24 protein-coding genes, 2 pseudogenes and 1 riboswitch are annotated in these 25,398 nt (G+C 59.1%); of the genes and pseudogenes, 13 read left to right on the plus strand and 13 right to left on the minus strand.

Translation table 11 applies throughout. The features are described from left to right. Nucleotides 1-204: 204 nt before the first annotated feature. Both FNJ47_RS00370 and FNJ47_RS00375 read right to left on the minus strand, forming a co-directional pair. Nucleotides 205-948: a carbonic anhydrase gene (locus FNJ47_RS00370; protein ID WP_163149331.1), complete on the minus strand. Its 744-nt coding sequence runs from the start codon at nt 946-948 to the stop codon at nt 205-207. A gap of 11 nt (nt 949-959) precedes the next feature. Continuing rightward, on the minus strand, nt 960-1,685 hold the full coding sequence (locus FNJ47_RS00375; RefSeq protein ID WP_163149332.1) for a thermonuclease family protein: 726 nt from the start codon (nt 1,683-1,685) through the stop codon (nt 960-962). A gap of 859 nt (nt 1,686-2,544) precedes the next feature. On the opposite strand from FNJ47_RS00375, the gene FNJ47_RS00380 reads away from it, so the two are divergent. Next, entirely contained in the window at nt 2,545-2,721 is a 177-nt protein-coding gene (locus tag FNJ47_RS00380) for a hypothetical protein (protein WP_235999242.1), read from the plus strand. A gap of 457 nt (nt 2,722-3,178) precedes the next feature. Here FNJ47_RS00380 and FNJ47_RS00385 read toward each other — a convergent pair whose 3' ends face one another. Further along, a complete protein-coding gene (locus FNJ47_RS00385) occupies nt 3,179-4,003 on the minus strand; it encodes a nodulate formation efficiency C protein (RefSeq protein WP_235999245.1) in 825 nt (274 codons plus the stop codon). A 228-nt stretch (nt 4,004-4,231) separates the two neighbouring features. Here FNJ47_RS00385 and FNJ47_RS00390 point away from each other — a divergent pair, with 228 nt between their 5' ends. Continuing rightward, nucleotides 4,232-4,648 (plus strand): hypothetical protein, encoded by a 417-nt coding sequence (locus tag FNJ47_RS00390; protein ID WP_163149338.1) that lies wholly within the window; start codon nt 4,232-4,234, stop codon nt 4,646-4,648. A 52-nt stretch (nt 4,649-4,700) separates the two neighbouring features. Here the strand turns inward: FNJ47_RS00390 and FNJ47_RS00395 are convergent, their stop codons facing one another. Next, nucleotides 4,701-4,847, minus strand: a complete 147-nt coding sequence (locus tag FNJ47_RS00395; RefSeq protein WP_163149340.1) for a hypothetical protein — start codon at nt 4,845-4,847, stop codon at nt 4,701-4,703. Nucleotides 4,848-5,207: 360 nt separating this feature from the next. Continuing rightward, nucleotides 5,208-5,409, plus strand: a riboswitch (cobalamin riboswitch). 99 nt (nt 5,410-5,508) lie between these two features. Here FNJ47_RS00395 and metE point away from each other — a divergent pair. From metE to tnpC (FNJ47_RS00425), 7 genes and pseudogenes are all read left to right on the plus strand, one after another. Continuing rightward, a complete protein-coding gene (metE, locus tag FNJ47_RS00400) occupies nt 5,509-7,854 on the plus strand; it encodes a 5-methyltetrahydropteroyltriglutamate--homocysteine S-methyltransferase (protein WP_163149342.1) in 2,346 nt (781 codons plus the stop codon). Between the two features lie 403 nt (nt 7,855-8,257). Next, nucleotides 8,258-8,659 (plus strand): IS66-like element accessory protein TnpA, encoded by a 402-nt coding sequence (gene tnpA / locus FNJ47_RS54585; protein ID WP_163149406.1) that lies wholly within the window; start codon nt 8,258-8,260, stop codon nt 8,657-8,659. Then, nucleotides 8,656-9,003, plus strand: a complete 348-nt coding sequence (tnpB, locus tag FNJ47_RS00410; RefSeq protein WP_050421752.1) for an IS66 family insertion sequence element accessory protein TnpB — start codon at nt 8,656-8,658, stop codon at nt 9,001-9,003. The genes tnpA and tnpB overlap by 4 nt, the downstream gene beginning before the upstream one ends. A 95-nt stretch (nt 9,004-9,098) precedes the next feature. After that, nucleotides 9,099-9,845: pseudogene (gene tnpC, locus FNJ47_RS00415) on the plus strand (IS66 family transposase); the annotation flags it as partial. Nucleotides 9,846-10,047: 202 nt separating this feature from the next. Continuing rightward, nucleotides 10,048-10,182, plus strand: a complete 135-nt coding sequence (locus FNJ47_RS53125) for a hypothetical protein (protein ID WP_256436599.1) — start codon at nt 10,048-10,050, stop codon at nt 10,180-10,182. Between the two features lie 211 nt (nt 10,183-10,393). Beyond that, nucleotides 10,394-11,647, plus strand: a complete 1,254-nt coding sequence (ltrA, locus tag FNJ47_RS00420; RefSeq protein ID WP_175068334.1) for a group II intron reverse transcriptase/maturase — start codon at nt 10,394-10,396, stop codon at nt 11,645-11,647. Between the two features lie 46 nt (nt 11,648-11,693). Then, nucleotides 11,694-12,575: pseudogene (tnpC, locus tag FNJ47_RS00425) on the plus strand (IS66 family transposase); the annotation flags it as partial. A gap of 93 nt (nt 12,576-12,668) precedes the next feature. On the opposite strand, the gene FNJ47_RS00430 reads toward tnpC (FNJ47_RS00425), so the two are convergent. From FNJ47_RS00430 to FNJ47_RS00470, 9 genes are all read right to left on the minus strand, one after another. Beyond that, nucleotides 12,669-13,106, minus strand: a complete 438-nt coding sequence (locus tag FNJ47_RS00430; protein WP_050421751.1) for a hypothetical protein — start codon at nt 13,104-13,106, stop codon at nt 12,669-12,671. Between the two features lie 501 nt (nt 13,107-13,607). Continuing rightward, nucleotides 13,608-14,960, minus strand: coding sequence for an oxygen-independent coproporphyrinogen III oxidase (gene hemN / locus FNJ47_RS00435; protein ID WP_163149344.1), 1,353 nt, complete (start codon nt 14,958-14,960; stop codon nt 13,608-13,610). Nucleotides 14,961-15,430: 470 nt separating this feature from the next. Beyond that, nucleotides 15,431-16,060 (minus strand): hemerythrin domain-containing protein, encoded by a 630-nt coding sequence (locus tag FNJ47_RS00440; protein ID WP_163149346.1) that lies wholly within the window; start codon nt 16,058-16,060, stop codon nt 15,431-15,433. Nucleotides 16,061-16,207: 147 nt separating this feature from the next. Then, the gene (locus FNJ47_RS00445) at nt 16,208-16,801 is read right to left on the minus strand and encodes a helix-turn-helix domain-containing protein (protein WP_163149348.1); all 594 of its coding nucleotides are present in this window, start codon (nt 16,799-16,801) and stop codon (nt 16,208-16,210) included. A gap of 686 nt (nt 16,802-17,487) precedes the next feature. Further along, a complete protein-coding gene (locus FNJ47_RS00450; protein ID WP_347341590.1) occupies nt 17,488-18,276 on the minus strand; it encodes a universal stress protein in 789 nt (262 codons plus the stop codon). Nucleotides 18,277-18,616: 340 nt separating this feature from the next. Further along, nucleotides 18,617-19,222 carry a response regulator FixJ gene (gene fixJ, locus FNJ47_RS00455; RefSeq protein WP_163149352.1) on the minus strand — a complete coding sequence of 202 codons (606 nt, stop codon included), beginning with the start codon at nt 19,220-19,222 and terminating at the stop codon, nt 18,617-18,619. Continuing rightward, a complete protein-coding gene (locus FNJ47_RS00460) occupies nt 19,219-20,670 on the minus strand; it encodes a PAS domain S-box protein (RefSeq protein WP_163149354.1) in 1,452 nt (483 codons plus the stop codon). The genes fixJ and FNJ47_RS00460 overlap by 4 nt, the downstream gene beginning before the upstream one ends. An 89-nt stretch (nt 20,671-20,759) precedes the next feature. Continuing rightward, the gene (locus FNJ47_RS00465; RefSeq protein WP_050421514.1) at nt 20,760-20,942 is read right to left on the minus strand and encodes a hypothetical protein; all 183 of its coding nucleotides are present in this window, start codon (nt 20,940-20,942) and stop codon (nt 20,760-20,762) included. A 47-nt stretch (nt 20,943-20,989) separates the two neighbouring features. Beyond that, a complete protein-coding gene (locus FNJ47_RS00470) occupies nt 20,990-21,322 on the minus strand; it encodes a hypothetical protein (protein ID WP_163149356.1) in 333 nt (110 codons plus the stop codon). 662 nt (nt 21,323-21,984) lie between these two features. On the opposite strand from FNJ47_RS00470, the gene FNJ47_RS00475 reads away from it, so the two are divergent. The 4 genes from FNJ47_RS00475 to ccoN all read left to right on the plus strand — a co-directional run bounded on the left by FNJ47_RS00475 (nt 21,985) and on the right by ccoN (nt 25,396). Next, nucleotides 21,985-22,200: a hypothetical protein gene (locus FNJ47_RS00475; RefSeq protein ID WP_128970840.1), complete on the plus strand. Its 216-nt coding sequence runs from the start codon at nt 21,985-21,987 to the stop codon at nt 22,198-22,200. A 486-nt stretch (nt 22,201-22,686) separates the two neighbouring features. Beyond that, a complete protein-coding gene (locus FNJ47_RS00480; RefSeq protein ID WP_163149358.1) occupies nt 22,687-22,920 on the plus strand; it encodes a hypothetical protein in 234 nt (77 codons plus the stop codon). A gap of 415 nt (nt 22,921-23,335) precedes the next feature. Next, a complete protein-coding gene (locus tag FNJ47_RS00485) occupies nt 23,336-23,674 on the plus strand; it encodes a hypothetical protein (RefSeq protein ID WP_163149360.1) in 339 nt (112 codons plus the stop codon). A 69-nt stretch (nt 23,675-23,743) separates the two neighbouring features. Next, entirely contained in the window at nt 23,744-25,396 is a 1,653-nt protein-coding gene (gene ccoN / locus FNJ47_RS00490) for a cytochrome-c oxidase, cbb3-type subunit I (RefSeq protein WP_163149362.1), read from the plus strand. Nucleotides 25,397-25,398 lie beyond the last annotated feature (2 nt).

The following is a 25,398-nucleotide window of genomic DNA, read 5'->3' on the forward strand; positions in this document are numbered from 1 at the left end:
CTGGGCCGCGCGTTGCCAACATACGTCCGAAGAATAAGACCAGTATCAGGAGACCACGCGAACATTATCCCGAAGCTATGACAATCGTGAAGCGGATCCACGTTCCGGTGTACTTGATGCAGCCCAATGGATCCGCGAATGTTGTGTCAGTTGATTGAGGGGGCGAGGGCACACCGGCTGGGCGATCGCGCGAAGGCATCTGCGTCAGCCCAATACGTCGACCCTGCCGGTTTCGAGCCGATATAGACCGCCGACGATCTTGAGTGTTTTTTGCTCAACAGCCGGGTTCAGGATCGGGCTGGCGGATTTGAGTTTATTGACGTTATCGATCACATTCTGCCGGATCACATCGGCGGAGCTGTCACCTGGTTGGTGGCCGGACCCTCTTACGGCAGGCGCAAGCGCGCTGACGAGGGAGCGGATATGTCCCGGTGCCGGCTTGCCTTCGTCAAGCGAGTTGATGGTGGCCTCTATCGCGCCGCAGTGATCGTGACCGAGTACCAGGATCAACGGCGTGTTCAGTACGGCGACCGCGTACTCCAGGCTAGCTAGCGTGTCATCGTTGACGAAGTTACCGGCGAGGCGGCATATGAACAAATCACCAAGTCCGCTGTCGAAGGCAAGCTCGGGCGCTACCCGCGAATCGGCGCAGCTCAGAACCGCCGCATATGGATTCTGACCATCGACTAAAAGTCGGCGCTCGCGTTCCAGATCGCGCCCTCGCGACACGCTCTGCACATAACGATCGTTACCCTCCATCAGCCGCTTCAGTGCAGCATCGGGCGAGAGCTGATTATCCGGCTTCGGCGGCGCTGTTGCTTGCTTCGCGTCGACAATGTTGCCGGCAAACGGCACGACAAATGCCGAAAGAGCGAACAGTAACAGCGAGCGGCGGGAAGGAGGGACCTCGGTCGGATAGGGAGTGCCCTGTGGATAGTTTGCATGCATGGATAGGACCTCTATCGTGCGGCTCTATGCCAACCCATGGCTTCGGCCTCGTTTTCGCTGCAGAACCAGCGTTCAGCCGGTTTCTTCGTCATGTCGATTTGTTCATAACTGAGTTGCCCCGGAGAGTGATACGTGCGTTCGCCGTCACCGTCGACCGTGCCCTTTATCAGGCAGTCGGGCGAGGGTGGGTCGGATTGCAGAGCGGATCCGAGCAGGAGTTCCTGGGCCTTGTTCGGCACCGAGCTCGCGCCGACAATAATCGTGCTCTTGTTGCGACGGCGCCAGTCCCAGGGGGTGATGAATGCCCCCGACCACAGGCCGGCAAAGGCGTTGCTCGCCACCACCTCATTGATAACGTAAACATGGGTGGATGGATCGGATGACAGTGCCCAACCGGAGCTTACCATCCAGGCGTTCACGTCCTGGCCCTCGATGAAGCAACTGCCGAGAGACCTGCCGTACTTGTCTGCTCCTGCGGTGTGACAATCCCATATTCGTCCATTCGAGTAATTGATAAGGGCGTTCCGAGCAGCTACCCCGCAGGCCCATTTCCGACCATGAGCATCCAGGCAAATCTGATCGGTCTCGGGGGCCTCGATACCCGAGAGCCGAATTCGGATTTGCTCGATCTCTATCATGTTGGCGTCGAGGATTTGGGGAGTACCGCTCAGTTTCGCCGCGCAAACAGGAGACGCGATGATAGCGAGCAATGCTGCCATCATTACGCGGTACTTCATCCTGATATCCTTTCGCTCTTGGTTCATCGGCTCACAACATCGCAGCGATCCGGTGTCGTCACAGCCGACTGCTGACCGCACAGGTCGTCGTCTGGTCGGCATCTTTCGACAATGCTTTTGGAAGCGCTTTTGTGGAAGCTTGCTTATATTTTCAGCCTACGACCTGACGCTGGGTGAGATTCAAGAGATTTCTTCGGGGGCATTTTCCGATGCGGCTCTGGCATCCGAAGCTCGCTCCCTCTCTCCCGGACATATTCCCGCATGTTTTCAGCGCTGGACTCGCGACCCGGGAAGGGCGCTTGGCACGCTATTTCTCCAAGGGCTCGGAAGAAGCAGGCGAGTGCTAGTCTTCGCCGCCGAGCGGAAGAAGCCGCATTGCTAAGTCTCTATCGTTCGACAGGACTGCATGCGGTTGATGGTAAGGAAAGTGGAGGCCTGGCAAGGCACGATAAGAGTGATTGCGCAAAAGAGATCGGCCTCTCGCTTGGTCCCACGGCACAAAGCAACCATGCTTCACTCACACGGTGGGCCGCATCCGCGACCGTCATTGCCCTGAAACGCTGCGCGCGAAATGACTTCCATAAGCCTGGCCGGCCGTCGATGCTCGTCGAACGGAAGAAAGCACGGTTCGGCGTAAGGGCGAGCGTGCGGAATGATGTGGGACGGCTTTTACGGGTGCGGTGCAAGGGCGTCCTCGCACTATTGCGAGTGGCGATCTGGTCGCGATTTCAGAGCGATGAATTAATCCACAACACGTGTCTGCAGTAAGGCATTGCGGCATTCGCGCTGGCGGGACCTGGGCGACTCACGCTAGTCATCATGTTCAACCGCCTCGCCGCACAATGGAATTGAAATGGTTATGGCCACCCCCGAATTGCCGGTCTCTGGTTACGCGCTAGAAGTGGACGGCCGGCTCAAGGCCGAATTCGCAACCAGAGACGGTGCCCGGGCTGGGGGAGCAGAACTAAAGAAGCGTTTTCCCACGCTTCAAATCAAGATCTATGACGCGCAGACGAATGCGCGCGACGAAATTTAGATTAAGCTCAGTTCGATCTTTGATCCTCGCAGCAAGGCTGCGGAGCTCCTCGCCGGGGGCACTCGGGAAAGGGTCCCGCCGCCATTGAGGATGCCGGCGTCGCTATCACTGCCCCGTTCCCGGGGGCCCTCTTAAACCGGTCTCGTCGCTGCACTCGCTCCCGCGGGTGCTTGTTGGTCGCGCGATGCGCTGCGCGCACGCCGGGTCGGGCTTGGCCTCAGCATCGCCTAGCTTGGTCCGTGAAGGATGACACGTGTCGCGCTGGCGAGAGCGGATGTGTCTTTTTGTACTGGTTCCGCCGCGCCTACTCGTCCGAAGAGGCAAGAGCCATCTTGATGCCTGGCTTTCTCGATTGGGGGCTTGCAGGCCGGAGAAAAGGTTTGCCTGCTGCTGGCATAGCTGGACGCGTCACTATTTCAGCGCATGGGTCTTGCTGTTGGCCCGACCCGCCCGGTGCTCAAGGAGTAGCGCTGCCGTCCTGATTATTTGTCGAGGCCTTTCGTACCCCCTCCAACGCGTCCCGTTCGTTTGGCTCTATGTGATGGAACCAGGAGCCGGGAGGAGAGGTCGCAATCCTCTTGGCAAGGAAAGATTGCGGCTCCCAATCGTGCCCCTCGCGCTTCTCGAAGGTGATGACGCCATTCTCCGTATAATAACGCGGGCCTGGTATGTTGCAGTTCACCAACAGCAGAACGCGCCACCGGTCCGCTTTCTCGGTCGGCTTGTCATTCGCCGCCGTCACGTAATCCACGACAACAGGTTCGATGATATGACAGCGGCCGCGCCGGAGAAGGTTTCCGAGCTTGCCCTGCGCGGTCGTCACAAAGTTGAAATTGACCGGATCATGTAGAAAACGAAGGTTTGCGTCTTTTTCGGCGTCAGTGACTTCACTGGCGATGAGTGAAAGCGCCATGGCGCGCCAGCCGAGTTCGATGGGCTTTGCATAGGGAGACGCAACTTCAATCTTTCCGTCGGTCCCGACCTTCCAGGTAATAACGTAATGTTCGTCTGATCTGTTATCCTGATGTCTGGTCCAGGAAAGATAAACATACTCAGTGTGGTCAATGCCTTCGGCGATTCCCCAGTTTCGAGGGACGAAGTGCGCCACTTTCGAGACTTTGGAGACAATGTGCTCGATTGTTTCACCGTCTCGTGCTCGCCAGGTTGATTTGACTCGTTCGACGAGCGCATTTTCGCCGGCTCGCGCACTGTTGCCCGTCGCAACCAGCCCAGCAAGGAAAATCAGCAATTGACAGAGGCAAAGCACGCCTCTTGCAGACATTCTCTTCATAACGGCCGGACCATCGGTTTTGCATCCACACGTCAAAGCGGGCAGCCTCAATGCTATCCTCGATTGGAAGAAGTTAGCGGCAACGTGACGCGGGCGCCTGCCGATGTCCCGCGCGAGCAGGCGCTGTCCCCTAAATGTCACGCGCCGCTAACTTCAGTGGGCCAGCTACAGCCTCAATTTGCTGTGCTGGACCTGCCCAGGGGGAGAAGCCTGGGCACCTTGAGCCTGCATCCTTCGTGCCAGGAAATACCCGGTAAATCGTGCCGGATTCGTGCAGCGTTTGTCCGCTTTCCGACCTGCGCTCGTTTCAATGTTTCCATTCAGCCGATCCGCGCGGGCTTGCTCAGCTTTTGTCGCGCCGATCTTCGAGGCGCAAGCGAAGGCGCTGCCAGTTTACGGATGAGAAATCGGGAAGCATTTTTAAAAGTTGTCGAACCGTCCGGTCGGTGTGGTCACCCGAACGCCCGCGACCTCTACCGGCCCGCAAATGATAATAAGCAAAAACGCTCATCATCGCCGAGCGTGTGGAATCGTTCGGAAGCGAGTCGTCAGGCAGGCAATGATACGGTGCGCGTTTCTGCCTACGCGCACGGTCAGTCGTCCAGCTGCCTCGGCTACGCATTCATGGTTGGATGAGCCGCTGTTTCCAGTCGCGCCGGCCGGGTAAGCGAAAAACGATCAAGTCGCGCTAGCTTCCTCTCAAGTTGCTCAACATTCTCGAAAGCGTCTGACTGACGGATTGATTCATGAACGCTGTCAGCAGCCTCCCGAACAGGCTGACCGCAAAGACGGTGACAGCAAAGACGCCGACGGCGCTCCAAACAGCCATTTTCATTGCGGGCCTCCCAGTGTTCGTTGAGGCGAATCGATATGCGTGCCCGAGTATTATCGGCATCAGAGACCGCAAGTCGGCTATCAGGATTGGTGGGCTCATAGGTCAACATGCGCGCCGGGTATGCTGATGAATGGTTGCGCAGATGTTTTGCCCCTGGCGGCGATTCTCGACTGTCGAGAGACAGGATGCTGGCGCGTTGGAAGCGCCGCGAATTGCGCCTTCGACAATTCTTTCGACACATGTATCGGAGAGAGCTTCCAATCGTGGTCAACTTTCGACGTTAAATGGCCATTTGAGTCACCGATGGCGGCATTGAAGTGAGAGAGTCATCTGAGAGGTTGACGGAAGCGGTCTGTTGCCGATAATCCAAATCGTAGAGGTTCTCCGGTCCCGCTGGATCCGGAGCTAAGAGGGAAGCCGGTGAACAAGCCGGCGCTGCCCCCGCAACTGTAAGCGGCGAGCCGCTGTCCAACAAAGTCACTGAAGCCTGTGCGGCTTCGGGAAGGCCGGACAGCAGCGATGACCCGCGAGCCAGGAGACCTGCCTCGACCACATATACGTCCACGGGCGGGGTGTCCCGGTGGTGCGCCAAGCAACCGCCCCTCGGGCGATTGTGCTTGCGTCCGCCATGGCCTTTGCCCCCAACTACGGGGTTAGCGCTATGTCTCTTCTCTCCCTTCCGGTTGCCACGCTTGGAACGCCTCGGATCGGTCCCAGGCGCGAGCTCAAACGCGCGCTTGAAAGTTACTGGGCCGGCGCAATCAGCGAACAGCAATTGCTCGAGGACGCAGCTGGCCTGCGTGCTGCGAACTGGGCCCGCCAAAAATCCCTCGGTGTCACCGTCATTCCGTCCAACGATTTCTCGTTGTACGACCAGGTGCTCGACACCTCTGTCATGGTTGGTGCCATCCCGGAAGTCTACGCCTCGAAAACCGGACCGGTTTCGCTCAAGACGTACTTTGAGATGGCCCGTGGTTCACAGTGGAGCCGAGAGACTGCGAGTAGCAGCCACGGATCGGGCGGATATGGCGCGCCCGCACAGGAGATGACCAAGTGGTTCGACACCAACTACCACTACATGGTCCCTGAATTTCATCGGGGACAGACGTTCCGCCTGTCCTCGCGAAAACCAATCGAGGAGTACGAGGAAGCTAAGGCCCTCGGGTTCCAGACCCGCCCTGTGCTGATCGGGCCGGTCACATTCCTAAAGCTTGGCAAGAGTGCTGATCCTGCGTTCCTGCCGCTGTCGCTCCTGGATGAGCTGATACCGGTCTATGTCGAGGTTCTGCAGGAACTAGCCAAACGGGGAGCAAACTGGGTTCAATGCGACGAGCCCTGCCTGGTTCTTGATCTGGAGGAGGGGGCGCGAAGGTCTTTGCTACACGTCTACGATCGGCTCGCCAGGGAAGTACCGGACGTCAAGATCATGGTCGCGAGCTATTTCGGCGATCTCGGCGATAATCTGGACACAGCTTTGAACATGCCAGTCGCCGGACTGCACGTGGATTTGGTTCGCGCGCCGAACCTGTTGGGCCGGATCATTGCTGCCCGCCGAAGTGACCTCGTCATGTCCCTCGGCGTCATCGACGGACGAAATGTATGGCGGTCGAACCTGTCGACGCTCCGCCAGCAACTGGATCCCGTGATTGCGAAGCTAGGCAGAGATCATGTCCAGATTGCTCCGTCCTGCTCGCTGCTTCATGTGCCCGTCGATGTTGAACTCGAGACCGGACTTGCACCCGATCTCAAGAGCTGGCTTGCCTTTTCGGTACAGAAGATGCGTGAGCTTGCGATCCTGGCGCGGGCACTCGCGGGCGATCAGAATGTCGCTGAAAGTCTTGCTGAATCGCAGTCGGCCGTGACGTTCCGCCGGACTTCACCAAAAATCCGCGATGCCGATCTCGCGGTGCGGATGCGAGCGATCGACCAGGCCATGTGCCGGCGCGCCAGCCCATTTGTCCGTCGAGCCGACATCCAGCGCAAGCGCTTTGGACTACCGGCCTTTCCCACCACGACGATCGGATCCTTCCCGCAAACCCCAGAGGTCCGTAATGCGCGCGCAGCACATGCGCAAGGCGGCATAAGCGACGAGCAATACGACAAGTTCCTCAAGGAGGAGACCGCGCGCGCTCTGCGTTGGCAAGAGGACATTGGTCTGGACGTCCTTGTGCACGGCGAGTTCGAGCGTAACGACATGGTGCAGTACTTCGGCGAGCAACTCGCCGGATTCGCATTTACCAGGAATGGTTGGGTACAATCCTATGGCTCGCGCTGTGTCAGGCCACCGATCCTGTTCGGCGATGTTTTGCGGCCAAAACCGATCACGGTGGATTGGTGGCTCTACGCGCAATCATTGACCAGCAAGCCGGTGAAGGCGATGTTGACCGGACCAGTAACAATCTTGAACTGGTCGTTTGTTCGCGATGATATTCCAAGAGGCGAGGTCTGCCGGCAGATCGCACTGGCGATCCGCGACGAAGTCCGCGATCTCGAGATAGCCGGTGCGAGCATGATCCAGATCGACGAAGCTGCCCTCCGCGAAGGGTTGCCATTGCGCCGATCGGAGTGGGCGGCCTACCTTCAATGGGCCGTCGATAGCTTCCGCATTTGCTCATCAGGCGTTGCAGATCAAACCCAGATTCATACGCATATGTGCTATTCGGAGTTTAATGACATCATCGACGCCATTGCTGCGATGGATGCGGATGTCATCTCGATCGAGACGTCGCGCTCGAAGATGGAGCTGCTCGACGCGTTCAGGAACTACAAATATCCCAATCAAATCGGGCCGGGCGTATATGACATCCATTCTCCCCGCATCCCCGAGGCGGGGGAAATGAAGGAGCTGATAGCACTGGCTCGGCAGCGGCTGCAGGATTCGCAGCTCTGGGTAAATCCGGACTGTGGTCTGAAGACGCGCAAATGGGAGGAGGTTCGCCCGGCGCTGATCAACATGGTCGCCGCCGCCCGGCAACTGCGCGCGGCGTCTGATCGGACAAGTCGTTGATCTTAGTCTCTCCTCCCGGACGCTGACCCGCTCATAGCGCGTTTGCGCTCTGGATCATCTCGACCGAGCTCGGACAAAAGAAGCCCGGCCGCGCTTAGCGGGCCGGGCGAAAGTTAAGTCTGAGAGGAGCGATGCTGACACATCGCCGACTTCCATCGGCGGAGGGAGGACAGCCGATGGTTCGATTTCCGGCGAGGACATCCGCCGTAAATCTGACCCCAAGTTGAAGCACGGATCAGCATAGCTCAATCATGCTGTGGTATGCGACCGATGTCGTCGAGTATTGGAACACTAGACTAAGGTTTGTCTGGAGCACCCGGTCATAAGAATTCCTACGGCGTGGGCCGCCTTGTCTGACGTGACGTGACGGTGAAGACATAGGCGTATGACCAGTCATACGCCTATGTTGAAAGTCGCGCGTCTCGACGTAATTTCGTCGGGTGCGCGGCGCCGTTGGACGCTGGACGAGAAGCAACGGATCGTGGCGGAGAGTTACGCCGAGCCGCGGCAGGTGTCGGCGACAGCGCGGAGGAACGGGCTGTCTGCGAGCCAGCTGTTTACATGGCGCCGGCTGGCCCGGGCTGGTCGGCTTGCGGAAGCGGACGGGGGAACGACATTTGCACCGATAGTTATATCGCCGGAACAGCCTGAAGCTGCGGATCGGGACCTGCCACCTCAGGCATGTGTGCCGGCGGTGCCGGGTCGGATCGAGATCGTGCTGATGCGCGGACATCGGGTGATCGTCGACAATGGCGTCGATGCGGCCGTGCTGGCGCGGGTTGTGGCGGTACTGGAGCGGCGATGATTCCGGTGCCGAGCAATGTTAGGGTGTGGCTGGCAACCGGGCACACCGATATGCGCAAGGGATTTGCGAGCCTCTCGCTGCAAGTGCAGGAAGTGCTGCGGCGCGATCCGCTGGGTGGGCACCTGTTCTGCTTCCGCGGACGCAGCGGCAATCTTCTGAAAGTGATCTGGCATGACGGCCAAGGGGCATGCCTGTTCACCAAGCGGCTGGAGCGCGGGCGGTTTTTGTGGCCGAGCCCAGCCGACGGCGCAATCACGATCTCACCGGCACAGCTTGGTTACCTGCTGTCCGGTATTGACTGGCGCAATCCTCAGGAAACCTGGCGTCCGACGTCGGTCGGCTGACAGTTTTGGCTTGCGGATCGCGGCGGATGTGATTCCATCGTCTAGTGAAAGACGCAGCTGAATCGCTTCCATCCGATCTCGCCGCCGCTCACGCGATGATCCTTAAGGAGCGCGCTGCGCGTGTGGAAGCCGAGGCGGTTGCAGCCCGCGCCCAGGCTGTGAACGCGAACACGGAAGCGCTGATTGCCCATCTCAAACTCGAGATCGAGAAGCTGCGGCGCGAGCTTTACGGCAGCAGCTCTGAACGCAAGGCGCGGCTGCTCGAGCAGATGGAATTGCAGCTGGAGGACCTGGAAGCAGCCGCGACCGAAGATGAGATGGCGGCCGAACAGGCCGCGGCCGGTGCACAGACGGTGCGCTCATTCCAGCGCAAGCGGCCTTCGCGCAAGCCCTTCCCCGAGCATCTGCCGCGTGAGCGCGTGGTGATTGCTGCGCCCGAGAATTGTCCCTGTTGCGGCTCGGCGAAGCTGTCGAAGCTCGGCGAGGACGTCACCGAAACGCTGGAGGTCATCCCCAGGTCCTGGAAGGTGATCCAGACGGTGCGCGAGAAGTTCTCGTGCCGGGAATGCGAGACGATTACCCAGCCGCCGGCGCCCTTCCATGTTACCCCGCGCGGCTTCGCTGGGCCGAATTTGCTGGCGATGATCCTGTTCGAGAAGTTCGGCCAGCACCAGCCGCTGAACCGCCAGAGCGAGCGATACCGGCGCGAAGGCATTGATCTCAGCCTCTCGACGCTGGCCGACCAGGTGGGGGCCTGCACCACGGTGCTGCAGCCGCTGCATGCGCTGATCGAGGCCCACGTTCTGGCCGCCGAACGGTTGCATGGCGACGACAGTGTGCTGCAGAAGCACACAGAAAGGATGATCGAAATGATCTGAAAATCTGTGTGCACAAGCTGTGGCAGCGATGAGGGTAGGCCCCTCGGGATCGACTTTCAGGAGTAGGTCTCAAATCACTTCAAGCGGCTTCGCTTAAGAGGCGCGGTCGTGAGCGTTGAAGCTAACGGTCGGGAGAGACCCGAACGGATACGCGTCCGAGAGACGAATGAAAATGAACCCACCGATGAACCGTCGTAACGTGGAAATCGTCGTCAAAACCAGAGGTGTGTCGTCCCTCTGGGATGAGCCCGCCGGAAGCCTGATGACCGGGCGGGCGGCGACCGGCGTTGAGGGGGCGTGAATCGGATGCAGGCGCTGTCGTGGAACTGCAGGAACCAGTCGCTCCGATGGAAAGGGAGAAGCACAAGCGGAGAAGACCGCGAGGCGAGATTACCGACGCGGAGCACTGGGACGGACCGATCCGTATTAGCGACGAAGGCTCGTAATGGGGGAGCGAAGGGATCGGATCAGGTGGGCTGGCCATCGTCGCAACTGGCAACAGGAGGACGTCGATGAACCAGCCGAGCAAGCCGTTCAACATCGACAAGAGAGAGGTGTACGAAGCATATCTGCAGGTGCGATCCAATGGTGGCGCAGCCGGTGTCGACGGAGTGACGATTGAGCAGTTCGAGTCTGACTTGAAGGGAAATCTCTACAAGATTTGGAATCGAATGAGCTCAGGCGCTTACTTCCCGTCGCCTGTTCGCGCCGTGTCCATTCCGAAGAAGAGTGGAGGCCAAAGGATCCTCGGGGTACCCACTGTGGCAGACCGCGTGGCACAGACGGTTGTCAAACAACTTATTGAGCCGGCTCTCGACGCAATCTTTCTGGCGGATTCTTACGGCTACCGACCCGGTAAATCGGCTCTCGATGCCGTAGGCGTGACGCGACAGCGGTGCTGGAAGTATGATTGGGTTCTAGAGTTCGACATCAGAGGATTGTTCGACAATATCGACCACGAGCTCTTGCTACGGGCGATCCGGAAACATGTGACGTGCGCATGGGCGCTGCTCTACATCGAACGATGGCTGACGGCGCCGATGGTGCAAGAGGATGGAACGATAGTCGAGCGAAGCCGCGGCACCCCACAAGGGGGTGTGGTGAGCCCGATCCTCGCCAACCTCTTCATGCACTATGCATTTGATCTCTGGATGGCGCGGACGTTCCCCACCCTGAGGTGGTGTCGGTATGCTGATGACGGGTTGGTACACTGTCGGAATGAGATGGAGGCGCAAAGCGTTCGCGAAGCGCTCCAGGCTCGGCTGGCGGAGTGCCGCCTGGAATTGCATCCTACGAAGACGAGGATCGTCTACTGCAAGGATGATCGACGCCGAGGTAAGAGCGAGACAGTCATGTTTGACTTTCTCGGCTATTGCTTCCGGCCACGATCGGTCCTGGGGCCGCATTCGCAGAGGATGTTCTGTGGGTTCACCCCAGCGGTCAGCAAACCAGCGTTGAACGCCATGCGGGCGACGGTCCGAGGCTTGAAACTTCGCAGGCGAACCGAGGTGACGCTGGACGATATTGCTCGCGAGCTAAACCCGATGGTTAGGGGGTGGATCGCTTATTATGGGCAATACACCCGCTCAGCGCTTTATCCGCTGGCGCGCTACATCAACCAGACGTTAGCTATTTGGTTGAAGCGAAAGTACAAGCGCTTCCATCACCGTTTAGGACGCGCGCGTCTCTTCCTGGAGAAGATCGCGCGTGAGAACCGCAGGCTCTTCGTGCATTGGCAACTCGGCGATGGCGGCAAGCTTGCCTGATGGGAGCCGGGTGAGGCGAGAGTCTCACGCCCGGTTCTGCGAGAGGCTGGAGGTGAAATCCCTCCGGCCTACTCACCCCACGGTGCCGATCCTGGCAAAGGGCAAGACGGTAAAGGGGCACATCTGGACCTATGTCCGCGACGACCGGCCGTTTGGCGGACGTGCACCGCCGGCGGCGCTGTATTACGCCTCTCGGGACCGACGCCATGAACATCCCGTCCGGCATCTTCGAGACTTCGCCGGCATTCTGCAGGCCGATGCCTATGACGGGTACAACGAACTTTACAAGCCGTCCCGCTTGCCGGGACCGGTTACGTCGGCCCTGTGTTGGGCGCACGCAAGGCGGCAGTTCTTCGAGTTAGCGGATATTGCCGCCAATGCCCGGCGCGGCAAGAACGCAGCGGCGATCTCGCCTGTCGCGCTGGAGGCGGTCAGGCGCATCGACGTGCTGTTCGATATCGAGCGCGGCATCAATGGCCTAGACGCCGAAGAGCGGCTGCGGGTGCGACATGAACAAAGCGCGCCTCATTTGACGGTCCTGGAAGCCTGGCTGCGCGATGAGCGTGCCCGCCTGTCGCGCTCTGCCTCCGTCGCCGAACCGATCGACTACATGCTCAAACGTTGGGACCGTTTTGCGCGATTCATCGACGACGGCAGGATCTGCCTCACTAACAACGCGGCCGAGCGCGCGCTGCGCGGCTTTGCGCTGGGTCGCAAATCGTGGCTCTTTGCCGGTTCCGAACGCGGGGCCGACCGGGCCGCGGTCATGGCCACGCTGATCATGACGGCCAAGCTTAACGACGTCGATCCCCTGGCCTGGCTCGCTGACGTGCTCGCCCGCATCGCCGGCATTCGGCAAGGTCGGCTTCACGAGCTACTGCCTTGGGCATGGAAGTGCGCGGCGTCCGCTATCGCTCAGGCGGCCTGATCACTATCACGCCGGTCAGAACGATCATCGACGGGCTGCGCGAGCTTCTGGCGTGCAATTGGAGAGCTGTACGCGAGCGGGCCAGGATGCGCGTCATCGCAGGCTGGCCGGTTCGACCGTCGTCTCGGCGTCAGCAGTATCGGCGTGGATAGCCTCCCGGATCAGCCGCTCTGTGGTCTGCTCGAAATACAGCCAGAGGTCCGTGTGCAGGTCGGAAAACTGCCGCCACACCACGGTGTCGAAAAAGCGGCGCGGCGCCCTGACCATGATCGTCGTCGCGCGCTGCCGCGGATATCGGAACGGCCGAATGCCATAACGCCGGCACAAGGCAATGAACAGCCGGACCGACCATTGGTCTGGCAGGCTGAACTTCATCTCGATCGGGGGATCGCGACGACTGACCTCCTCGAGCTTGGCCTTCAGCCGCTCTGCTGCGGCTTCAGCGGCGTCGCGTTCTCCCGCCGTGGCCGCGCCGAAATACAGCGCCTCCACCTTCTTCAGCCGATCGCGAAGCTGGTCTTCGATCCGCATGCCCTCGCTCCTTGAAGCAACGAAGCCATCGCACGAACCGGCCGTCAACCGCGGAAAACAAGCCGTCCACACATCATGGCACCGGAGCTACGCTCCGCGGCCCTGGGCGAATGCTTACGGTCATAATGGTTTGTCGAGGCGAGCAAAGACTGCGGCTGGCGACATCCGACCGGCTTGGTACCGACCAAGGCGAAATGCAATTAGCGGCGCTTTCTTGCCCGGATCAGCGCGACCATGCGAGCAAACGCGACCGCAAGAAGTACTCAAGCAACCGATGCATGATCTTGTTGATCTGGCTGCGCAGGCAATCTGTCCGGTTCCACTGTAGCGAAGGTTTGGGACCCTTTTTGGAATGGATGGGCGGATCGATACGCGCGACCATGAAAGTGGTGGACAAATAGGATGATCCACGATCACGAGATCGGCCCGCACCGGGCATAAGCCAGTTCACTGGTGACTGAAGTGCGGACTGCTAGAGTGGCGAGCCCGCCGCTCACACGATTAGACCGCCGCGCTGTGCATAGCCCCGCACCGAGCGAGGTGAGCGTCGAACGCGGAGGCGACGCTCCGGACCAGAAACCGGGCGCCGTCGACTACGGAAAGCCGGCCATTGTCAACCACTACGACGCCATCTGCGATAAGGCTGTCGAGTCTGGGCCGATCGACAACGGCCAACTCCGGATCCCTGCCGTGACGGCGAGACGTCTCGGACAGATCGATTGTCATGTCGCACATAATCCGCTCGATGATCTCCGCCCGGTAGCGATCATCATCCGTCAGTAAATAGCCCTTCGCCGTCGCGAGCCGATCCTCGGTGATGCGGGCGAGGTAATCCCTGGTCGAGACGGCATTCGCGACGAACCCCTGTTGCAGGCGGCCGATGGCGCTGGCACCGAAGCCAATGAGCGCGTCTGCGCAATCGTTAGTGTACCCCTGAAAATTGCGGCGCAACTTACCTTGCTTCGCCGCCACAGCGAGATTGTCATGCGGCAGGGCGAAGTGATCGAGGCCTACGCGTACGTATCCAGCGTCAACCAAAGTGTGAGCTACCATTTCGGATTGGAGATAGCGCTCGACGCTGTCGGGCAGAGTGGATTCGTCGATCTTGCGTTGATGCTTCTTGAAGGTCGGAACGTGCGCGTAACCAAAGGCCGAAAGCCGGTCCGGATGCAATTCGAGGCATTTGTCGACGGTATCCAGGCATGAATCGACCGTCTGTCTGGGCAGCCCATACAGCAGGTCGAAATTGATCCGGCAAATGCCGGCGTGGCGTAGCCGCTCGACCGAAATTGCGGTCTGTTCGAAGCTCTGCGGGCGGTTGATGGCCTGCTGGACGACCGGGTCGAAGCTCTGCACGCCAAGGCTTGCCCGGTTGACCCCGCTATAGCCCAGGGCTTCGGCCATCGGATTGCTCAACATCCGGGGATCGATTTCCACGGCGATCTCGGCATCAGGCAGGAGGGCGAACGAATAACGCAACGAGCCGACCAAATCGGCGAATGCTTCAGGTGTCAGGATCGTCGGCGTGCCACCGCCGAAGTGGATATGAGAGATTGGCAGTCGTTGGCCAACGGCTTCTGCAACGAGGTAGGCTTCAGTGCGCAATCCAGCTGTATAGATCGCGATCGGATCGTCGCGTTTCGTGACGGATGTATGGCAGCCGCAGTACCAACACATGCTTCGGCAAAATGGCACGTGCACGTAGATAGAGGCGGACTGCTGGCCGTCGAGAGACTTGAGCCAAGCTTGATAGTCGAACTCCCGAACTGATGCTGAGAAATGAGGGGCGCTCGGATAGCTGGTGTAGCGCGGTAGTCGGTGCTGCCCGTAGGATTGTGCTAGGTCCGGTCGCATTGCGATGCCTCTCTCGCTCTTTGGGAGCCCGATTATCGGACAGGTGCATGGTAAGCTTTGCGCTGCCTCAAATATCGCGGTTACTGATGGGCTGGCCGGTAGGTCATGCCAGCGGCGCATACATCATGCTTTGAATTGTGTGAAGCGGTCGCACGGCAGGAATGAGCCTTCTTGGCAATGCACCTCCCATGAGCGAGAACGAGACGAAACGAAGCAGCAAACGGATCTTTATCGAAATTGACATCCGACAGCTCTGCTGTGCAGAGCGAACGTCCCGGGATCTGCGGTATCCGATTATGTTTGAATCAGACCGTTTAAACGTTCGGCCATGCCGCTTGCGCCGCCAGTTGAAGCAAACGACCGTCAGGCGGAGAAGCCTATCTCCCGTGCGTAACCTGGGGACAGGCGAGGCGATCTTCTTTTCGAGTCCCATGAAATGATGTCCAATTTCCTGGCGAAAGCGGCAGCGATCAATGTGGTCCATCTCTCTCCGCATTGTGTCGCGGGTTGCCGGCCAACGCGCTCGAAAACGCAAGTGCGCTCCGTTCGGCCTCAGCTTCTTGTTCCAATTGTAGAATATGCGCTCTTAGCGCGTCGGAAGCCGCTTCAGCTGTCTCGCTGAATAGCGGATCTCCGTGATCGGTGAGGGCGGAAGCGACTTCGGCCCAATCCTCAGCCGATAAAGCCGCAACGGCGGCTGGGAAGAAGTCTCGTTCTTCCCACATCATGTGGTGCCGCTCGCGTACTATAAAGTCGCGTACGATCTTGCCGACGTCTTGCCGAAGGATTTCACGATCTGCCAGGACGCCATCAATGGCGCGAGCGAAGTGGTGCAAGCGGTCGATGACTTCCTGATGCTCATGCGCGAGATCGCCGACCATTGCGGCCGCGTCCGGATCGCACCTCTTGAGCTTGGAAAAGATCAAGTCTTCTTGAGGATGATGATATACCTCAGGGTAAACCTCGAAATAGCTGATAATCGCGCGGATCACCTCATAGTCCGGACGATGTCCTTGCTCAAAAATCTCTAATTCGCGTTGAAGGGCGACCAAAAGCAGATCAATATTGCGATGCTCTCGAAGCAAGCGACCGATGATCATTGCAGTGCTCCATGGAGGAAAATGTAAACTGGCGGCGATTTATGCCCGGTTCCCCAAGCCGCAGTTGGATGTCCTTCGCTGTATTTTCCAGCACGGCTCGGCGCACAGCGGCGTGCGCCGCCCAGCCTGGAGCTGGCGCAAATCACGTTAGCCAAAGTTCTGCGCAAAGCGGTTGGACAATGTGTCCTTGCGGAGCTCGACTCGGCGCGTGGTCGGCAGGGCGATCGCGCCATTCTGCTCAAGCTGAGTGAAAGTGCGCGACACCGTCTCGATGGTCAAGCCAAGGTAATCTGCAACATCCTGCCGTGACATGGGCAGATCGATGGCCGCGCTCTTCGTAGTGCGCCGAGATATGTCGAGCAGGAACGCGATGACCCGATCTTCTGCGCTGCTGATCAGGAGCATCGAATGCGCCTGGAAACGGCGGAGCTCAAGCGCCATCGCGTCCCAGAGTTGCCTTGCGAGTTCCCTCTCGTGGCTGGCGCGAAAGATGACAGCGGTGCGCTTCACCATCAGCAGGTGCGTCTCGCAGATCGCCTCGGCCGAAGAGATATGGCTTTCTTCGGCCTCAAAGCCAAAGATGTCACCGGGCAAATAAAACGCGCCGATCTGACGACGTCCGTCTTCCAGAATCTTGTAGGTTCGCACAGCACCCGATACCACCTGATAAAGGTATTCCGCTGCTTCGTCCTCTCCGTAAATCTCGCTATTGCGTGTGAACCGCATCGGTGTCGCAATCATACCAAGCGGTCCACGATTGTCAGATTGCCCACGCAAGACGTTGGGTGGATGGCGGTTGGTCTCAGTAAGGATGGCGGCCCGGGCGTGCATGGCGAACTTTGCTTGCGAACGTCGATGAGACGCAGATTGGCCGCTCCTGACAAACTGTGAAATCTAGATGTTTTACCTAAGTAGAAGCCACTAGGTATTTACACGTAAGTTCATGATCAGTTCCTCTTGAACGACGCGCGATGCGGGTCCCCCGTTACTCGAACATGCTCAAATCAAATTGGGCCAGCTTTGAATCGGAAGCTGTATGCTGGCCGGCCGCCGCGGAAACAATCGAACGGGCACGGCCGCACCGGTGGAGGGTTCCAAGAGCTGTCTCGACCTTCACTTTCAGCCCGCCGTAGGAAGTCGCCTTCGCAAATCATGACTCTGATCCTGGTCAGCCGTGGCTCATCGACGTGGACGACGGCCCGGTCGTCACTTCATGTGGTCCGAGTTGGAAACTGAATCATAGAGCTAGGCTCGCGCGACATATTGACCTGGCTCAACAGCCGCTCTGCCGCACTCCCGCAATCGTAGGAACCGAAGGACAATCGTGATCTAGCCTGATGTTGAGCTCGGGCATCGTCGGATGCGCCGATCGCGACATCATTTTGATGGCATGTTCGCGGATCCGGCGACGTGCCGCCCGTACCGTCTCACTGTGACATCAGGACCGGGATGTTGATCCCGCGGAGCATATGGCTGGCGGTGCCGAGCAGCCTCTCCTGCAGCTGAGAGCAACCGTAGCCTCCCATCACCAGCAGGTCGAGGCTCTCGTCGGTCGCAAGCGACAGGAGAGCGCGCCGCGCTGCCCGGGATGCCGGAAGTGACACGATCCTCGCAGGAAGTCCTGATTTTGCGAGATACTCTCCCAGATGCGCGGTGGAACTCTCTGCCGGGACTTTGTCCGGGGCGGTGGTCGCGATGATGGTGAGGGTATCGGCTTTACACAAAAGTGGCGTTGCGTCGTGCAACGCACGCGCCGCACGGCGGCTGCCGTCCCAACAAATCCCTACTCGTCTGATCGAGAAGGCGCCGTCGAAGGTTGGTGGCAGATACAGAACTGGCCCGCCAGCCTGGGAAAGGATCCCCCTGAGTATCAGATTGTCGCAACTATCGTAGCCGCCCTGAGGCTGGGTAACGATGGTCATGTCGTGGACTCGCGCGCTCGCGCAGATGATCCGGCGCGCGTCGGTTGGAAGCGCGCTCAGCGCGCGACTCGTATAGGAAATGCCGGTATTCCGTGCCTGTAGATCGAAGGCATGAAGTGCTGCTTCGGCCCGCTCCAACGCACGCGCCTGCTCAACCTCGAAAACAGAAGTAACCGCCGTTACGCCAATTGCAAGAAGCGGAATAATTGTTCTCTCGTAGCCGATGGCTACAACGTCAAGATGCGCGCCGGTACTCTGTGCGAAGGAAATCGACCCGTTGATTGCAGCCCGCACCGGGAGCTCCGTTGGAAGGTGGACCAGTATGTTCCCGAGCATTGTCGTTCTCCGAAGTCAAAGACCTGCTGCCTCGGAAGAATCCGAGCCCTCAAATGATCCGCATCATATGCCGCCGCTGAATGTTCTTGAGCACGAACAAACTGGCAAGGAGCGGGCCTCATAATAGTCCACGGCCAGGAATAGTACTCGCCTGTGTTGCACGATTTACGCCCTGCAAAGAATCCGCGTGCGATTTAAAGCTCCACCGCATCAGCAACATGACCTTCTCGGCGCGATCTGCTCAGTTGAAACAGACAGCTGGATACTTGAATAGGGCATTCCGTCGCTTGCGATGTTGCTAGAGCCCGGCGGCGATAGCTATTCGCATCAACTCGGACATGCTGCGAACATTGGTCTTTGCCATGACGTTCGCCCGGTAAACCTCGACCGTTCTCGGGCTGATACCAAGATCATGGGCGATCACCTTGTTGATCTTGCCGGCCAGTAGTCCCTGCAGGACATCACGCTCGCGCGATGAGAGGTCTGCCAGGCGGGCTTCGGCCTGCAGTTTCGCCGTATCGTCCGCTGGCTTGGTTGGCCTTGCTTTCAAGGCGCTATTGATCGCACGCAATAGCACCTCGTCTTCGAAGGGCTTCTCGATGAAGTCGACCGCACCCGCTTTCATCGCTTCGACTGCCAGCGTTACGTCGCCATGACCAGTTATCAGGATGACGGGACAGTCGACGCGATCGGCCTTCAGCTTGCGGACCAGTTCCAGGCCGCTCATGCCCGGCATGCGGATGTCCGACACAATGCAGTCAACCGGACCGCTCGCGGCGTCACCGAGAAAGCCGCTCGCCGTCTCATAGGTTGCCACGCAGAAGCCTTTAACATCAAGCAGAAACGCGAGCGAGTCCCGCATCGCGGCGTCATCGTCGATCACAAGAACGCGCCGCATGGTCATGCTTCTTCATTAGCCTCCGCAAATGGCAGGGTAAACTGAAAGACCGTGCCGCCGCCCGGATTGGCTTCCACAGCGATGTGGCCGCCATGGGACTCGATGATCGTCCGGCAGATTGATAGTCCCACACCCATGCCATGCTCTTTGGTCGTGACAAAGGGCTCGAACAGGCGGTCGGCGATATCAGGGCTGATACCAGAGCCTGTATCGGCAACGGTAAACCTGGCGAGGCCGTCGACTTTGGCAACTCCGACGGTCAATTCGCGACGCGGGCTGGAAGCCATCGCCTCGATCGCGTTTCGTATCAGGTTCAGCGCGACCTGCTGGATCTGGATCTTGTCCACGATCATCGATGGCAGATTGCGATCGCTGCGGATCGTCACCCGCACGCCTTGCTCCTTGGCGCCGAGCAAGGCCAGAGCGACCGCCTCTTCAAGCAGGGTGAGCGGATTCTCCATTGTGTGCTCCGTCTCGCCTTTGGCAACGAATTCCCGCAGGCGCTTGATGATATCGCCGGCACGCAGAGCTTGCTGGGCGGCATGTTCGATGGCATCACCAATACGGTTGGCGTCCGGCTTGTCTGACGCCAGCAGTGTCTTGGCGCCGCGCATGTAGTTTGTGATTGCGGAGAGCGGTTGGTTGATCTCGTGGGCAATAGACGAGGCCATCTCACCCATGGCGGTCAATCGCGAGACGTGCACGAGCTCAGATTGCAGTTCCTGCAATCGGCGTTCCTGCGCTCGCCGTTCGGTGAGGTCTCGGATGAAACCGGTAAAGAATCGTTCGCCGCGCACTTTGGCCTCACCGACGGCAAGCTCCATCGGAAAGGTCGAGCCGTCGCTTCGCTCGCCGACCACGATACGGCCGAGGCCGATAATGCGCCGCTCTCCGGTAGTCAGATAGCGTTCAATGTAGCGGTCGTGCTCGGCGCGGTAGGGCTGCGGCATCAACCTGGATACATTCGCTCCGACCACTTCGTCCGGAGACCAACCGAATAAACGCACTGCCGCGGCGCTGAACGAGCGAATGAGTCCCTTCTCGTCAATCACGATCATGGCTTCCGGCACGGTGTCCAGGATCGACTGCAGATGGGCTTGTCGGTACCGCGCCTGCTCTGATTCTCGCCGCAGCCGATCGCCCATGAAGCCGAGCAGGGGGCCAAGTACCGCGAGTCCGGCTATATCGATCATGTTTGCGGAATCGGAGATGAGGTTGTTCCCAAGACATGCCGCGCTGATGATAAGGCAGAGCAGCGTAGCGAAGATGGCCGGTTCGCGGCCGCCAGCGAAAGCGGCAAAAACGATGACTGGAAGGTAGATGATCGTGAACGTGCGGTCCTGAAGATACGGATCCAGCGCCGCACGAAGCACGAGCGCCAGCGCGGCGGCCGCCGCGGCTGTGCCATAGCGGTACCAGATGTGGGCGACATGTTTCTCGGCAACCCCTCTCATTCGATCGACTGTACATAGTTTGTCTATGTGAGGCGACCGGATGCAGCCGCGTTTCGTTGCGCTACCTATTGTGTGCAGGGCGGCGGCCGCTATCTCGGCCAGATGCGCCAGTGCGTGGGCTGCACCGCGACGTGCTCTCCGGTCATGGCCTTGATCCAGCCGCCGAAGATCCGGCGGCAAGGAAAGACCAACCGGTGAATGGTATTACCCTCGATCACCGCGATCTCCAGCTCCCGGTCAAAGGGCGCCGTTTCAATGCGCTCCCAGGTCAAGTTGCCAATAGATCCTGGACGGTGTTCATCGCCGCTGACTGACAAAATCAGGCAACCTTCCGAATACTACGGGCGAGATCCCTCGGCCGCTGCGACAACAGGCTCAGCCTGATCTCGTCCAAGCGGCGCATGGTCTCAATCGCGCCAGTTGCGGTCCGGATGCTTTGGGGCGTATCGTCGCCGATCCCGTCGTGCTGGGACGTGATCCGATCGCCGACCGAAGTATCAGGGCTGCGAAGCAGTTCCCGGGATCCGGTCGAGTCGAACCGGACCAGTTCAAGCCGCCGGTTGGTATTGATTACTGTTGTACAGCAGCTGGAGTGGACTGCCGTTCCCGCAAGCGTGCCCGCGGCGGGACAATTGTCGCCGTGGTCTGTCATGTCGAACATCCTTTGTCGGTCGGAAGTCTCCCCCTCCCACGAAGTCAGCGTGGGGCGTGGAGTCTTGATGCCCTCGAGCGCGCTCTTGCGAGTCTGGCGGCGTGTCCGTGCGGGAACGGTATGACGCCGGAATTCGCTTGATGGCATTCGGATGGGCCAGCTGCGCTCGGCCCGAACACCGCGCCGATCCGCGGGTCGATGAAGTGGCTAGCATCACACGCGGCGCAGGTGACCGGGTGCAGCTCGCTCGGTTGCGTCCGGCAGCAGTCCTTGAGCCCACTCGCCGGTACTTGGGTACGAAAAGATGATCGGGCGCCAAGGCTTTCTATCTGCCATGTGTCTGAGCTTGACTGGAAGGTCGTTTCTATCCGCAAGCCGCCACCGCTGTATTGATGCAGGTCAAAAAGAAGCTGATGCGCGTTTAGAAACGGGGCGAGGGCGAGCGGCCACTGCCAGTGCGTTGCCGGTAGTTAGCAAGCACTAAATCGAGTCATTCGGCAGAGCCGCGCATCGATCCACACAATCGCCAGCGTGTAGCGGGTTTGATGGAAATCAAAATGCAGGACGCGCAATATGCAAATGTTGAGGCTGCGCAGCGCACGGGCATTGCACCATGACAACACGTGTCATTGAGCTGCGAGAGTCGCGAAGGAGATGGTAAGTTGATTGCTCGCCTTACATTGTCGTTGGTCTTGCCTGCGCTGATCGCAGCGATCGGCTACGGCGCCGAAGTCTTTAACCTTGGGCTTATCGAAACCTTGGCTGCGGCTAGCCTGATCATCGGCTTTGCCGTTGCGGCGGCAGGGTGGACCATCACGAGCGAGATGAGGCCGGTTCGCCTCATTTGCTCACGTGCGGACAGTTCTCGTCGCCGGTAGTCCTCGGCCGCCGGCGCTGGTCAGAAATGCCATTGCCCGCTGCCTGGCAGGCAGCCAGAGCTGTCGGGAATGCTTTGTGAGACTGCCAAGCACCGTGCAAGGTTCGCGGCGTAACAAGCTTCCACATTGCCGTCGATTGAAGTTGGAATTGATCGATGATCGCCATCGCAGGCGTAATGGTCCATTCTGCTCCCAACCGTCTCTTGAGAATTCTCTGGATCAGCGCCTCAACTCTGCCGGCCCAAGGCGTGAGAAGACGAGAAGCTGCTGTTCCTGAGCCACATCAACCAGATGTGATCCGCCAAACCTAGACGCTTGGTGATTTGCAGCTTCTTCGGGACGAAAGAGCACTCGCATCAGCTGCCCAAGTCTCGACCTTATCTCGATGGAGCGAGAATCTTTTTAGGTGCTGCTTGAGACAAATCAAACACTCGCCTGGCGCGGCTGGCAGAATGCAAGATAAGCAAACGCACAGGAATAGGTATCATGCCTTCATTTAACGTTCGGTTCATCAAGACCGTTTGTGACGATACCGGCCACGAGCATCGTGCCTGTCAGGCGACGTTCCGGGTGCATGCAGCCTCGCTGAGTGCTGCTGCACAGCAGGCAGAAACCGATTTCTGCAGGCAAAAAGGTGTCCGTGATTGGACCATCTTCGCCGATGCGATGGAGCTTCGAACCCCGCCTGCATTGCCCCCGGGCATGGGGTGGTTAGCCTGAGCTTGGCAAGGGAAGTCTACGAATTTTGATCGTAGAGACACTCCGCGAATCCAGGCACCAGACTTACAAAACGTCTTCCCGAGCGTCGATCGAGAGAACAGCTCGCGATGCTGCCGCCAATTGAGCTGGCGGCCCTCTTGTCCGCGACACCGGAGGAGACCTCGCCCGACATTTGGCGGTCTGCGGTTCTGCGGGCTCGCAGCGCATCGTCGTCCGGCAGGGGCGATCCGGATCGACGATTTTCTCGCACAGACGGGCCGTATTTGATGAATGTCAAAAACAAGTCTGCCGCCGGCAGCTATGGCTGCTATGAGGGGTATGACTCATGGTTAGCCAATCTGGATATGTCGGTCGCCCTTGGGGGTTCAAGAATCTGCTCACCCGGTTACGAGCGAAGCTGTCCCGGACAGCCGAATTGGCCTATTTGAGCGCGCAGGACATCGACGCGATCGCACGTGAACTTAATCTGTCCACGTCCGACTTTCGAAAGATGGCGCAAAGTCCCGGCTCTCCTGAACTCTTAAGCAAGCGCCTCGCACTTGCCGGCTTTTCCGAGCATGTGCTGGCCGCCTGCCATGGAGACGTGTTGCGCGATTTGCAGCGGGTGTGCGGCCTGTGTCAGACCAAGATCCGCTGCGCGGCCGACCTCGAGCGGTGTAAGTCCGTAAATCCCCTCAAAGGCTGTCCCAACGAACATACTCTGCGCGCGCTCGCGCGTGAGATCGGCAGCGCTCCGCAGCGTTTTGGCGATTGATCGCGCTCGATCGTCCCGTCCCCGGAAAATGTGATCTCCTGGCAAGCCCGCTTTCAAAGAGGCCAAGACATGACAAGCCCATCCATCGCCTCGAAATCCATGACCATGGGTGAAGCAGGCCTGATGTCGGTATTCGCCGTTTCTGCCTATGTTTGTTTTTTCGCGGGAGCAATGGGGCACGATTCCGCATTTAGTTTCCATGCATTGCTCGCTTCCGCTGCCAGCCTGGCCGCCGCAAGCGTTATCCTCAATCGCTACTATGAACGCCCAGCGCAATTGCCGCCGGCGCAGATCAAGGGCCGGCCGAATTACAATCTCGCTCCGATCAAATTCGCGTCAGTGATGGCGATGTTCTGGGGTATCGCAGGCTTTTCAGTCGGCGTTTTTATCGCCTCGCAACTTGCCTGGCCCGCACTGAATTTTGATCTGCCTTGGACGAGCTTCGGCCGACTCCGCCCGCTGCATACGTCGGCCGTGATCTTTGCGTTCGGCGGAAACGTTCTTATCGCGACCTCCTTCTACGTCGTGCAGAAGACCTGCCGCACGCGCCTTGCCGGCGATCTTGCGCCGTGGTTCGTGGTAGTTGGCTATAATTTCTTCATCCTGATCGCGGGCACCGGCTATCTGCTCGGCGCCACCCAGTCAAAGGAATACGCCGAGCCCGAATGGTACGCCGATCTCTGGCTCACCGTCGTCTGGGTCACTTATCTCATTGTGTTCCTGGCGACATTGGTAAAAAGGAAAGAACCGCACATTTTCGTCGCCAACTGGTTCTATCTCGCTTTTATCGTCACCATTGCGGTGCTCCACCTCGGCAACAATCCCGCATTACCGGTCTCCGTGTTCGGTTCGAAATCCTACATCGCCTGGGGCGGTGTGCAGGACGCCATGTTTCAGTGGTGGTACGGTCACAACGCGGTCGGTTTCTTCCTGACCGCCGGCTTTCTGGCGATCATGTACTACTTCATTCCGAAGAGAGCCGAGCGCCCGGTCTATTCCTACCGCCTCTCGATCATTCACTTCTGGGCGCTGATCTTCCTCTACATCTGGGCGGGCCCTCACCATCTACATTACACCGCGCTGCCGGATTGGACACAGACTCTGGGCATGACGTTCTCGATCATGCTGTGGATGCCTTCATGGGGCGGCATGATCAACGGCCTAATGACGCTCTCGGGGGCGTGGGACAAGCTGCGCACAGACCCGGTGCTCCGCATGCTCGTGGTCTCGGTGGCCTTTTATGGCATGTCGACGTTTGAGGGCCCGACCATGGCAATCAAGGTCGTCAATTCGCTCAGCCATTACACCGACTGGACCGTCGGCCACGTGCATTCCGGCGCGTTGGGTTGGGTCGGATTTGTATCGTTCGGTGCGCTCTATTGCCTGATTCCCTGGCTTTGGAAGCGCGAGCTGTACAGCCTCAAGCTCGTCAACTGGCACTTCTGGATCGCCTCGATCGGGATCGTGCTCTACATCTCGGCGATGTGGGTGTCTGGTGTCCTGCAAGGCCTGATGTGGCGCGCCTATACCTCGCTAGGTTTCCTCGAATACTCCTTCATCGAGTCGGTCGAGGCTATGCATCCCTTCTACATCATTCGCGCCGCGGGCGGCGCAATGTTTCTGATTGGTGCGCTGATCATGGCCGCCAATCTCTGGATGACCGTGAATGCAAAGCAGACCGATCAAATCAAGGACACTGGAGCGCTCCAAGTCGCGGAATAGGC

The sequence above is a fragment of the Bradyrhizobium uaiense genome (genome assembly GCF_010811875.1).
GTDB lineage: Bacteria > Pseudomonadota > Alphaproteobacteria > Rhizobiales > Xanthobacteraceae > Bradyrhizobium > Bradyrhizobium uaiense.